The organism is Citrobacter sp. U14242 (assembly GCF_046555775.1).
Classification (GTDB): Bacteria; Pseudomonadota; Gammaproteobacteria; order Enterobacterales; family Enterobacteriaceae; genus Citrobacter.
Window position 1 is genome coordinate 100767 of the sequence record NZ_JBKGLW010000002.1, and the last position, 13187, is coordinate 113953.

Consider the following 13187-nt stretch of genomic DNA (forward strand, 5'->3'; position numbering starts at 1 on the left):
CTGATTAGTTTTAAAGGCAATCAGCATTGGTGCTGTGAATACTCTGTTCCCGGTCGGGACAATCGGAATTTGTCATCTAAACACTGACGTTACCCATAACAAAGTAAAGGCCAGGTAAATCATGCCATTAGTCATCGTTGCTATCGGTGTAATCTTGTTACTCCTCCTGATGATCCGTTTCAAAATGAACGGTTTCATCGCTCTCGTCCTGGTGGCGCTTGCTGTCGGATTGATGCAAGGGATGCCACTGGATAAAGTCATTGGTTCTATTAAAGCCGGTGTTGGCGGAACCCTTGGCAGCCTCGCCCTGATTATGGGTTTTGGCGCCATGCTGGGCAAAATGTTGGCAGACTGCGGCGGCGCGCAGCGCATTGCGACCACGCTGATTGCTAAATTCGGCAAAAAACACATTCAATGGGCGGTGGTATTAACCGGCTTCACCGTTGGTTTTGCCCTGTTCTACGAAGTCGGCTTCGTGCTGATGCTGCCGCTGGTGTTCACCATCGCTGCTGCTGCGAATATTCCGCTGCTGTACGTTGGTGTGCCGATGGCCGCTGCACTGTCCGTTACTCACGGCTTCCTACCGCCGCACCCAGGTCCGACCGCTATCGCGACCATTTTCCACGCAGATATGGGTAAAACCCTGCTGTTTGGTACGATTCTGGCAATCCCGACTGTCATTCTCGCAGGTCCGGTCTACGCACGTTTCCTGAAAGGCATTGATAAGCCGATCCCGGAGGGTCTGTACAGCGCAAAAACCTTCACTGAAGAAGAAATGCCGGGCTTTGGCGTCAGCGTCTGGACCTCTCTGGTACCGGTCATTCTGATGGCCATGCGCGCCGTAGCAGAGATGATCCTGCCAAAAGGTCATGCTTTCCTGCCAGTTGCAGAATTCCTCGGTGACCCGGTGATGGCAACACTGATTGCCGTTCTGATTGCGATGTTCACGTTTGGTCTGAACCGTGGACGCTCAATGGATCAGATTAACGATACGCTGGTTTCCTCAATCAAAATTATCGCCATGATGTTGTTGATCATCGGTGGTGGCGGTGCCTTCAAACAGGTCCTGGTTGATAGCGGCGTCGACAAATACATCGCTTCAATGATGCACGGCTCTAACGTTTCTCCGCTGCTGATGGCATGGTCTATTGCTGCGGTACTGCGTATCGCACTGGGTTCTGCAACCGTTGCAGCAATCACTGCAGGTGGGATTGTGGCGCCGCTGATTGCGACCACCGGCGTAAGCCCTGAGCTGATGGTTATCGCAGTAGGTTCCGGTTCCGTCATTTTCTCCCACGTGAACGATCCTGGCTTCTGGCTGTTCAAGGAGTACTTCAACCTGACCATCGGTGAAACCATCAAGTCATGGTCAATGCTGGAAACCATTATCTCCGTCTGCGGTCTGGTAGGGTGTCTGCTGCTAAATATGGCAATCTGATGTAAAAAAGCCGGGTGGCGCTAGCGCCTACCCGGCTTGATTTCTTTATTTCTTCTTCACAACTGCCCTTCTACGTTTATCCAAATCTTTAATCAGCTTGTTCACCCCGTCATTGGCAAACATCTGCTCAAGCGTGGCGGTAAGCTTACGCCGCCAGTTTTTGTACTGATCGCTGGTGCCCGGAATATTGACCGGTTCCGCCATATCCAGCCAGTCTTCCGGCTGTAGACCCAGGAGTGCACTGTTACTGTCGGCAATATAACGCTGCATCCCGCGATTGAGGATCGGCGTCATCGACATCAGCGATGCCTTATGCCCGGCACGTTTTGGCAGACAACCGTACTTATGCAGCGCATCCAGCAACCCCTGCTTGGCCAATTCCCGGTCCTGATATAAGCCGCGCAGCACAACTTCGTCCGGGTACAGGCCCAACGTTCTGCCGAGCGTCAGATCGCCGCTATCCCAATAACCTTTAAGCGTAGGAAGGTCATGCGTCGCCGCGACTGCCATTGATTGTTCCGGGTACGCTTTCGGCGCACGGAAGTTCTTCTCATGGTCATTCTCAAAATAAAGTACTTTGTAGGAATACACGCCGCTGTCGCGCAGCTTGCTGACGATCTCCACCGGCACGGTACCCAGATCTTCACCAATCACCATGCAGTGATGGCGTTTACTTTCCAGCGCCAGAATAGAGAGCAGGTCGTCGACCGGATAATGCACGTAGGCACCGTGGTCAGCGGTTTCGCCGTAAGGGATCCACCACAGACGCAGCATCGACATCACATGATCGATGCGCAACGCACCGCAGTTCTGCATATTGGCACGCAGTAGTTCGATAAACGGTTCGTAGGCCCGTGCCGTGATGATGTGCGGATCCATCGGCGGTAGCCCCCAGTTTTGTCCAAGCGGGCCAAGAATATCCGGCGGTGCGCCAACGGAGGCTTTCAAACAATACAGTTCACGGTCACACCAGGTCTCTGCCCCACCTTCTGCCACACCAACCGCCAGATCACGATACAACCCAATCGGCATGGCAAAGCCCTGACTGGTTTCCCAACAGTCCGCAAATTGGGTATATGCCAGCCACTGCAGCCACAGGTAGAAATCCACCTCATCGCGATGCTCTGCACAGAACTGTTTGACCTCCGGCGAATCTACCGACTGAAAAGCTTCCGGCCACACCGGCCATCCCCAGCGCAACGCATCCTCTTTCACCTGATGCGCATGCAGCGCATCAAAGGCTGCCTGCCAGTACAGGCTGTCGCCTTCCTGAGTCACAAACTGGCGAAATGCTGCCATCTGCTCATCATCTCGGGCAGAGAAGCCTTTCCACGCCATACGTAGCGCCGTCATCTTCAGTGCGGTAACGGCGGAATAATCAACCCATTCGGCATCCCGCGCGCGTTGCAGGGTTTGCTGAGTTGTGGGCTTCAGCCACCAGCGTTGCGCCTCTTTGCTCAGATGAAAATCCTCCACTGCATTGACGTCGATATAAATAACGTTCAACCAGCGGCGCGAAGACGGACTGTACGGACTGGCGCTCTCCGGGTTAGCCGGATACAGCGCATGGATCGGGTTGAGGCCAATAAATGCCCCGCCACGTTTCGCGACTTCCGGCAGCATCGCCTTCAGATCGCCAAAGTCGCCAATCCCCCAGTTTTTCTCTGAACGCAGGGTGTAGAGCTGAACGCACGCGCCCCACAGTTTTTTCCCCTCCAGCAGCGCCTGCGGTTCATAGCAGCGCTTTGGCGCCACAATAACGCGACAGTGGGTGCGCAGCTCGCCCTGCGTCAATGTCAGCGTGTGATAGCCCTCCGGCAGTTTCGTCGGAAGGTGAAAAGACTTGCCGCCGATGGCATGCCCTTTGTGCTGTACGCCATCTTCAGTGGTCAGCAGCCAGCTAAACTCCCCACTACCTTCAACTGCCAGTGGCATTTTCTTACCCGCGGTATACACCATGACATTCGGCACCGGGGTCACCGCCACCTGCGTGGCGGCGGTGGTGCGATGCATGGCGTCAAGCAAACGCCGCTTGGTTTCGGCGCCAATAGACTGCGGTTTGCCGTGAGCGTTGATGTAATTGGGGCTAATCCCCGCCGCCAGCGCGGCATTATCCAGACGTTTGCTTTCCATCGCGATTCCTTAGCGTTTCGCCTGCCAGATACGAGCCTGATAATCGCAGATGGAGCGATCCGAACTGAACATGCCGCAGCGCGCGGTATTCAGAATCGCTGCCCGGGTCCAGGCTTCCTGGTCACGGTACAACACATCAACCTGCTTCTGGGCTTCAACATAGGCTGAGAAGTCAGCCATCACCAGATACGGATCACCGCCCTGCTTACCTATGCTGTGCAGCATCTGGTCAAAAGCATGTTTATCGCCGTCGCTGTATTTACCGCTTTCCAGCTCTTTCAGAATCGCATCCAGCACTTTGTCTTTCTTACGCCATTTCACCGGGTCATAGCCTTTCGCTTTCAGGGCTTTTACCTCTTCCACGGTATGACCAAAGATAAAGATATTTTCGTCACCCACCTTCTCGGCGATTTCGACGTTAGCGCCATCCAGCGTACCAACCGTTAACGCGCCGTTCAGCGCCAGTTTCATGTTACCGGTGCCAGAGGCCTCTTTGCCCGCAGTCGAGATCTGCTCGGAGATATCCGCCGCCGGGATCAGCATTTCCGCCGCCGAGACGCAGTAATCTGGCAGGAACACGACCTTCAGCTTATCGCCAACTTTCGGGTCGCTATTGATGGTTTCCGCTACCTTGTTTATGGCGAAAATGATGTTCTTCGCCAGGTAGTAACCCGGAGCCGCTTTTGCCCCAAACAGGAATACGCGCGGTACGCGATCCGCCTGCGGGTTTTCACGGATTTCTTTGTACAATGCCAGAATATGTAACAGGTTCAGGTGCTGGCGTTTGTACTCATGCAGCCGCTTGATCTGAATATCAAAGATAGCGTGGGTCGTTATCTCAATACCGGTACGCGCTTTAATAAACTTCACCAGCCGCTCTTTGTTCGCCAGCTTGATATCGCGGTACTGCTGACGGAATTTCGCATCGTCGGCGTATTTTTCCAGGTTAATCAGTTGGTCTAAATCGTTGGCCCACTCTTTTTTCAGCGACTTATCCAGCAGCGCTGCAAGCGCCGGGTTGCACTGCTTGATCCAACGACGCGGGGTAATTCCGTTCGTCACGTTATGGAATTTGTTCGGCCACAGCTGGTGGTATTCCGGGAACAGATCTTTCACCACCAGATCAGAGTGCAGTGCCGCCACACCATTAACCGCAAAGCCGCTGACGACGCACATATTCGCCATGCGCACCTGCTTGTTGTGCACCACCGCCAGCTTCGCCCAGACAGCAGCATCGCCCGGCCAGGTTTTATCGACCAGTTTCTTAAAGCGGTCGTTAATCTCTTTGATGATTTGCATGTGTCGCGGCAACAGCGCTTTTATCAGCTTCTCATCCCAACACTCCAGCGCCTCTGGCATCAGGGTGTGGTTGGTGTAAGCGAATGTTTTGCTGGTAATGGCCCACGCGTCATCCCAGCTCATCTGGTGCTCGTCAATCAATACACGTAGCAGTTCAGGGATCGCGATGGTCGGGTGCGTATCGTTCAGTTGAATGACTTCGAAATCAGCAAGCTCATGCAGTTTGCGCCCTGCCAGATGATGACGGCGCAGAATGTCGGCCACGGAGCAGGCGCACTGGAAATACTGCTGCATCAGGCGCAGTTTTTTCCCCGCCGTATGGTTGTCGTTCGGGTACAGCACTTTGGTCAGTTTTTCGGCGTCGATCCCCTGCTGCTCTGCGCGCAGGAAATCACCATCGTTGAATTTGGTCAGGTTAAACGGGTGCGCGTGGCTGGCCTGCCACAGACGCAGCGGTTGCGCCACGCCGTTGCGGTAGCCGAGAACCGGCAGATCCCAGGCCTGACCGGTGATGATGAATCCCGGCTCCCAGTGGCCTTCTTTACTGACTTTACCGCCAATACCGACCTGCACATCCAACGCTTCGTTGTGACGGAACCATGGATAGCTGCCACGATGCCAGTCATCCGGTGCTTCCATCTGCTGACCATCAACAAACGACTGGCGGAACAAACCGTACTGGTAATTCAGGCCATAGCCCGTCGCGGATTGACCCACCGTTGCCATCGAGTCGAGGAAGCAGGCCGCCAGGCGTCCCAGTCCGCCGTTACCCAGAGCCGGATCGGTTTCTTCTTCCAGCAGGTCGGTCAGATTGATGTCGTGCGCCTTAAGCTCATCGCTCACCCCCTGATACCAGCCCAGGTTGAGCAGGTTGTTCCCCGTCAGACGACCAATCAAAAACTCCATTGAGATGTAGTTAACATGACGCTGATTTTTTGCCGGTTTCACCGCAGGCTGGGCACTGAGTAATTCAGCCAAAGCCCCACTCACGGCCTGCCACCACTGGCGCGACGTCATTTCGTGAGCCGACGATAAACCGAAGCGCTGCCACTGACGTGTCAGGGCAGCCTGAAAGTGATCTTTGTTGAAAGTAGGCTGTGACATAGGGATTCCAGGTCCTTAGGTAATAAACAACGTTATCGCTAGTTTGCCAGGCTCGTTGTTGACCTTCCTCATCCTGCCAGGGATTAGGCAGGGAGGAGGAGCGGGGATGAGCGTTAAAATGTGATCGCCGCCACTTTAAGAGGGGAGTTATGGCCGATAAATACGCAGGCTCTCCGCATACCCCTGAAATGCATCGCGGTTTTCACATTACTCAAAAGAGATTATCCGGACAATATCAAACAGAAAGATGACATTTAGAAAAAATATGTAAACGAAGAAATAGTTTCTAACCTGAAATACATATTCTGCTTGAGATATTTCACATGAAAGTTTTAAGTCGAGCACAAAATTCATCGACTTTTATTCATCCTTACAGTAGCCACACAAGAAAAGAGGAATTTTTCCACCCCGTAAAAATAACGCGGGATCCAGTCACCATGCCTGTTGCGACTCTTTAAAACAATTATTGCAATAGATGTATAGATTTGTGACATAGTGCAAAATCAGACACACAAAAAGTCCACTTAGCTTGCAATAAATCCCGTTCTGGCCGACCTTATATCTATTAATTACGAAGCGCAAAAAAAATCGTTTTCCCCCATATTCACACAGTGAAGTGACTAACTTATGTTGATTCCGTCTAAATTAAGTCGTCCGGTTCGACTCGACCATACGGTGGTTCGTGAGCGCCTGCTGGCTAAACTTTCCGGCGCGAACAATTTCAGGCTTGCCCTGATAACAAGTCCTGCTGGTTATGGAAAAACAACGCTTGTTTCACAATGGGCGGCGGGGAAGAACGAATTAGGCTGGTACTCTCTGGATGAAGGAGATAACCAGCAAGAGCGCTTCGCCAGCTATTTGATTGCGGCAATCCAACAGGCGACCGGTGGGCACTGCACCACCAGCGAAGCCATGGTGCAAAAACGCCAGTATGTCAGCCTGACCTCACTGTTTGCCCAGCTCTTCATTGAACTGGCGGAGTGGCATCGTCCACTCTATCTGGTAGTGGATGATTATCATCTGATCTCCAATCCAGCCATTCACGAAGCCATGCGTTTTTTCCTGCGCCATCAGCCGGAAAATCTGACGTTAGTCGTGCTGTCGCGTAACCTACCGCAACTGGGCATTGCCAACCTGCGCGTACGCGATCAACTGCTGGAAATCGGCAGCCAGCAACTGGCCTTTAACCACCAGGAAGCCAAACAATTCTTTGACCGCCGTCTGTCCTCCCCGATTGAGGCTGCGGAAAGTAGCCGCATGTGCGATGACGTTGCAGGCTGGGCCACGGCGTTACAGCTGATCGCCTTATCTGCCCGTCAGAACAACCATTCTGCCCACCAGTCGGCACGACGTCTGGCCGGTATCAACGCCAGCCATTTATCCGATTATCTGGTCGATGAAGTACTGGACAGCGTCGATATCGGAACCCGCCATTTCCTGCTAAAAAGTGCCATCCTGCGTTCGATGAACGATGCGCTGATTGTTCGGGTCACGGGCGAAGAAAACGGTCAAATGCGGCTGGAGGAAATTGAGCGCCAGGGATTATTTCTGCAGCGGATGGATGATGTCGGCGAATGGTTTAGCTATCACCCGCTATTTGGCAGCTTTTTACGCCAGCGTTGCCAGTGGGAGTTAGCTGCCGAACTTCCCGAAATACACCGCGCCGCCGCTGAAAGCTGGATGGCGCAAGGTTTTCCGACTGAAGCCATCCACCACGCGCTGGCGGCAGGTGACGCCCATATGCTGCGTGACATTCTGCTGAACCATGCGTGGGGACTGTTTAACCACAGCGAACTGGCATTACTTGAAGAGTCATTGAAAGCTCTGCCGTGGGAAAGCCTGCTGGAAAATCCACGCCTGGTGCTGCTGCAGGCCTGGCTGATGCAAAGCCAACACCGCTACAGCGAAGTTAACACCCTGCTGGCTCGCGCAGAGCAGGAAATGAAAGGCGATATGGAACAGACGCTGCATGCCGAATTTAACGCTTTGCGTGCGCAGGTGGCGATTAATGACGGCAACCCGGACGAGGCTGAACGTCTGGCAAAACTGGCACTGGATGAATTACCGATTGCCTGGTTTTATAGTCGTATTGTAGCCACGTCAGTGCACGGTGAAGTCCTGCACTGTAAAGGCGATCTCACACGCTCACTGTCGTTGATGCAGCAAACAGAGCAAATGGCGCGTCATCATGACGTCTGGCATTACGCGCTGTGGAGTCTGATCCAACAAAGCGAAATTTTATTTGCCCAGGGCTTTTTACAGGCCGCCTGGGAGACACAGGAAAAAGCGTTCCAGCTGATTAAAGAGCAGCATCTGGAACAGCTACCCATGCATGAATTCCTGGTACGCATCCGCGCCCAACTACTGTGGGCATGGGCGCGTCTGGATGAATCAGAAGCTTCTGCCCGTAGCGGCATTGAGCTGCTTGCAACCTTCCAGCCACAGCAACAGCTTCAGTGCCTGGCGCTGCTGGTTCAGTGTTCACTGGCACGGGGCGATCTTGATAACGCTCGCAGCCTGCTCAACCGTCTGGAAAACCTGCTGGGCAACGGACATTATCACAGTGACTGGATTTCCAATGCCGACAAAGTCCGCGTGATTTACTGGCAAATGGTGGGTGACAAAAACTCCGCCGCCAACTGGCTGCGCCACACGCCGAAACCAGAATTCGCGAATAACCACTTCCTGCAAAGCCAGTGGCGTAACATCGCCCGCGCGCAGATCCTGCTGGGTGAGTTTGAACCGGCAGAGATTGTGCTGGAAGAACTCAACGAAAATGCGCGCAACCTGCGCCTGATGAGCGATCTTAACCGTAACCTGCTGCTGCTTAACCAGTTGTACTGGCAGGCGGGACGTAAAAATGATGCACAGCGGGTGTTGCTCGACGCCCTGCAACTGGCGAACCGCACCGGGTTCATCAGCCACTTTGTGATCGAAGGCGAGGCCATGGCGCAGCAGTTACGCCAGCTGATTCAGCTCAACACATTACCGGAACTTGAGCAGCATCGTGCGCAGCGTATTTTGCGCGAGATTAACCAGCATCACCGCCATAAATTCGCCCACTTTGATGAAGGGTTCGTTGAACGCCTGCTCACCCACCCGGACGTCCCGGAGCTTATCCGCACCAGCCCGCTGACTCAGCGAGAATGGCAGGTTCTCGGTCTGATTTATTCTGGCTACAGCAACGAGCAGATTGCCGGTGAGCTGGCTGTTGCCGCGACGACTATTAAGACGCATATCCGCAACTTGTACCAAAAGCTTGGCGTGGCGCACCGCCAGGATGCAGTGCAACATGCGCAGAAGCTGCTGAAAATGATGGGGTATGGCGTTTAGTTAACGCCTGATACGCTACGCGTATCAGGCCTGGAATTCGCTTAGCACAGCTCTAACTGGATATGATGGTCAGCAATGACCTGCATCACGCCAGCAGGCGGCAGCGTGTCGGTATATACCGCATCGACCATGCTGATACTGCCCATGTTCACCATCGCATTACGACCAAACTTCGAATGATCCACCACCAGCATTACATGACGTGAATTCTCAATAATGGCGCGTTTGGTGCGAACTTCGTGATAATCAAATTCCAGCAGCGAACCATCGCTGTCGATACCGCTTATCCCTAAGATGCCAAAGTCCAGACGGAACTGTGAAATAAAGTCGAGGGTCGCTTCACCCATAATCCCACCATCGCGGCTTCGCAGTTCGCCACCGGCCAGAATAATGCGGAAATCCTCTTTTGCCATCAGCGTATTAGCCACATTGAGGTTGTTGGTCACAATGCGCAGGTTGCTGTGATTAAGCAGGGCGTGAGCGACCGCTTCCGGCGTGGTGCCAATGTCGATAAACAGCGTGGAGCCGTTCGGGATCTGCGTGGCGACTTTACGGGCAATACGCTCTTTTTCCGCCGTCTGTGTCGCCTTACGGTCATGCCACGGGGTATTCACAGAGCTGGACGGTAACGCTGCGCCGCCGTGATGGCGCAGAATCATGTTCTGATCGGCCAGATCGTTGAGATCCCGGCGAATCGTTTGTGGGCTGACGGAGAAATGCTCCACCAGCTCTTCGGTGCTGACGTATCCCTGTTTTTTTACCAGCTCGATGATCGCGTCATGTCGTTGTGTTTGCTTCATTATGATTCCCTGAAATTTTGCCGGAGGCGCTAACGCTCATCCGGCCTACAAAGAGGTCCGACCGTAGCGCCTTCCGGCACCACACAACTTAAATCATGTTCGTTTCCGCACGTTAAGCGTGTCAGCAAATGCCATTGCCAGACCGACGGCCAGCCCGGCGATATGCGCGCCGTTCGCCATCGACATGCCGAACAAATCAAACCAGCCGGCAACAATCCAAATCAACGCAAAGATAATCAAACCACGCTGCAGGAAAATGCCGCTTTGCGGATCACGCTCGCCGCGCAACCACACGTAGCCCATCAGGGCGTACACTACGCCAGAAAGTCCACCGAACCATGGGCCGCTAAATTTCTGCTGCACATAGCCGCTCAACAGCGCACTAATTACGGTAATAACGATCAGTTTTCCGCTGCCGAGTCGTTTTTCAACCGCGCCCCCGAGATACCACCACCACAGCAGGTTGAAGAGAATATGCATCAGTGAGAAGTGCATAAATGCGTGGGTGAAATAACGCCAGAATTCAAATTTCAGCGTAGGATCAAACGGCCATGCCAGCCAGAGCATAACCGCCTGGTCACCCATCACATTCATTGCGATAAACACCAGCACACACGCGGCCATCACCGCCCAGGTCACCGGACCCGCACGTTCGCGTAACGTGGCAAGAAACGGATAGCGTTGATAGCGCAAACCGCTGTCGGTCTGGCCCGACTGCCAGCTTGCCGCCAAATAACGCGGATCGCCCGGATTCTCCAGAAAACGCGCCAGTTCAGCCTGCACGCGCTCGGCCTGGGACTCATCCGCCAGCCAGACATCCGTTTGCTGATGTTGTTGAATCGTCAGGATAACGCCCTGTGTCGCCATGTAATCAACAAACGCCTGCGCCACGCGGGGGTTAGCAAAAGAGGTAATCATCAACATTGTTGCTGTCGCTTATTCCACACAAAAGAGGACAGTATATAGACCCTGCCTGTTTCAGGCTGCATCTTTGTGTTATACCCGCCAGACTTCAATGAAGGGTATAGCTTACGAACCAAACGTCACTTCTGCAGGAAAATGTCGATGCCAGGCGTCAAAGCCGCCGTCGACGCTGTAAACCGCATCATAACCTTGCTGAAGCAGATACTGCGCCGCACCTTTACTGCTGTTGCCGTGATAGCACATCACCATCACAGTGGTATCGAAATCGTGGTCACGCATAAACGTCCCCAGCGTGTCGTTCGTCAGATGAAACGCCTGGGGTGCGTGGCCCATCGCATAACTTTGCGGATCGCGAATATCCACCAGCACCGCCATTCCGTGCAGTAGTTTCTGATGGGCTTCTTCGACATTGATACATTCAAACTGATCCATGGTGTTCTCTTTTTAAGTTCTACTTATGTTCTGGCAGGTAACCAATATTACCCTCCAGTGTACGTTGCCTGAGCAGGTAAACGCCATAATGTTATATGTATCACTGTAAATTGTTTATCCGATGTTACCAATGGCGCGATTCTTTGCTATTATGCTCGATAACGAACATTAATGAGCTATAACGAAAGTGCGAGAGGCCAGCATGGAAACCAAAGATCTGATTGTGATAGGTGGAGGCATCAACGGTGCCGGTATCGCGGCAGATGCCGCTGGACGCGGATTATCCGTGCTGATGCTGGAAGCGCAGGATTTAGCCTGTGCGACCTCCTCCGCCAGTTCCAAACTCATCCACGGTGGCCTGCGCTACCTGGAACACTACGAATTCCGTCTGGTTAGCGAAGCGCTGGCCGAACGTGAAGTGCTGTTGAAAATGGCACCGCATATCGCCTTCCCAATGCGCTTTCGCCTGCCCCACCGCCCGCACCTGCGTCCGGCATGGATGATCCGTATTGGTCTGTTTATGTACGATCATCTGGGCAAACGCACCAGCTTGCCGGGTTCGACCGGTTTGCGTTTTGGCGCAGATTCTGTGATGAAACCCGAGATTGTGCGCGGTTTCGAATATTCTGATTGCTGGGTGGACGATGCGCGACTGGTTTTGGCAAATGCCCAAATGGTCGTGCGTAAAGGTGGGGAAGTGTTAACCCGTACTCGCGCAACCTCCGCTCGTCGTGAAAACGGTCTGTGGATTGTCGAAGCTGAAGATATCGATACCGGTAAAAAACACACCTGGCAGGCGCGCGGTCTGGTAAACGCCACCGGCCCGTGGGTAAAAGAGTTCTTCGACGACGGCATGCATCTGCCATCACCATACGGTATCCGCCTGATTAAAGGCAGCCACATTGTGGTGCCGCGCGTGCATACCCAGAAGCAGGCTTACATCCTGCAAAACGAAGATAAACGTATTGTGTTTGTTATCCCATGGATGGATGAGTTCTCGATTATTGGGACGACCGACGTGGAATACAAAGGCGATCCAAAAGCGGTGAAAATTGATGAAAGCGAAATCAATTACCTGCTGAAGGTCTACAACGCTCACTTTAAGAAACAGCTGGGCCGTGACGATATTGTCTGGACCTATTCAGGCGTACGTCCGCTGTGCGATGACGAATCAGACTCACCACAGGCTATCACCCGTGATTACACGCTGGATATCCATGACGAAAACGGTAAAGCACCGCTGTTGTCCGTCTTCGGCGGCAAGCTGACGACCTACCGTAAGCTGGCCGAACACGCGATGGAAAAACTGTCGTCTTACTATCAGGGCATTGGGCCGGCATGGACCAAAGAGTGCATCCTGCCCGGTGGCGACATTGGTGGCGACCGTGAGGATTACGCGGCAAAACTGCGCCGTCGCTATCCGTTCCTGACCGAGTCGCTGGCGCGCCATTATTCACGCACTTATGGCAGCAACACGGAATGGATCATCGGCGAAGCAACTTCAGTTGCCGGGTTGGGCGAAGATTTTGGCCATGAATTCTATGAAGCCGAGTTGAAATACCTGGTCGAGCACGAGTGGGTTCGCCGCGCAGAAGATGCACTGTGGCGTCGCACGAAAGAAGGGATGTGGCTGAATGCCGAGCAGCAATCGCGCATGACCCAGTGGCTGGCAGAATATGTTGAGAAGCACCAGTTGTCGCTGGCATCGTAAGAAAGCCGCCTAC

8 protein-coding genes are annotated in these 13187 nt (G+C 53.5%); 3 read left to right on the top strand and 5 right to left on the bottom strand.

Annotated features, from left to right (window positions below):
- Nucleotides 1-121: 121 nt before the first annotated feature.
- Nucleotides 122-1438, top strand: a complete 1317-nt coding sequence (gntT, locus tag ACLJXE_RS03255; protein ID WP_410750074.1) for a gluconate transporter — start codon at nucleotides 122-124, stop codon at nucleotides 1436-1438.
- A gap of 45 nt (nucleotides 1439-1483) precedes the next feature.
- On the opposite strand, the gene malQ is transcribed toward gntT, so the two are convergent.
- Nucleotides 1484-3571 carry a 4-alpha-glucanotransferase gene (malQ, locus tag ACLJXE_RS03260; RefSeq protein ID WP_410750075.1) on the bottom strand — a complete coding sequence of 696 codons (2088 nt, stop codon included), beginning with the start codon at nucleotides 3569-3571 and terminating at the stop codon, nucleotides 1484-1486.
- Between the two features lie 9 nt (nucleotides 3572-3580).
- On the bottom strand, nucleotides 3581-5974 hold the full coding sequence (gene malP / locus ACLJXE_RS03265; protein WP_410750076.1) for a maltodextrin phosphorylase: 2394 nt from the start codon (nucleotides 5972-5974) through the stop codon (nucleotides 3581-3583).
- Between the two features lie 627 nt (nucleotides 5975-6601).
- On the opposite strand from malP, the gene malT reads away from it, so the two are divergent.
- Entirely contained in the window at nucleotides 6602-9307 is a 2706-nt protein-coding gene (gene malT, locus ACLJXE_RS03270; protein ID WP_410750077.1) for an HTH-type transcriptional regulator MalT, read from the top strand.
- A gap of 41 nt (nucleotides 9308-9348) precedes the next feature.
- Here malT and ACLJXE_RS03275 read toward each other — a convergent pair whose 3' ends face one another.
- The 3 genes from ACLJXE_RS03275 to glpE all read right to left on the bottom strand — a co-directional run bounded on the left by ACLJXE_RS03275 (nucleotide 9349) and on the right by glpE (nucleotide 11463).
- Nucleotides 9349-10107, bottom strand: coding sequence for a DeoR/GlpR family transcriptional regulator (locus ACLJXE_RS03275; protein ID WP_003023499.1), 759 nt, complete (start codon nucleotides 10105-10107; stop codon nucleotides 9349-9351).
- Between the two features lie 93 nt (nucleotides 10108-10200).
- Nucleotides 10201-11031: a rhomboid family intramembrane serine protease GlpG gene (gene glpG / locus ACLJXE_RS03280; RefSeq protein WP_410750078.1), complete on the bottom strand. Its 831-nt coding sequence runs from the start codon at nucleotides 11029-11031 to the stop codon at nucleotides 10201-10203.
- A 105-nt stretch (nucleotides 11032-11136) separates the two neighbouring features.
- Complete coding sequence (gene glpE, locus ACLJXE_RS03285) at nucleotides 11137-11463, bottom strand: thiosulfate sulfurtransferase GlpE (RefSeq protein ID WP_286629846.1); 327 nt, start codon at nucleotides 11461-11463, stop codon at nucleotides 11137-11139.
- A gap of 202 nt (nucleotides 11464-11665) precedes the next feature.
- Here glpE and glpD point away from each other — a divergent pair, with 202 nt between their 5' ends.
- A complete protein-coding gene (gene glpD, locus ACLJXE_RS03290) occupies nucleotides 11666-13174 on the top strand; it encodes a glycerol-3-phosphate dehydrogenase (protein WP_410750079.1) in 1509 nt (502 codons plus the stop codon).
- Nucleotides 13175-13187: the final 13 nt, after the last annotated feature.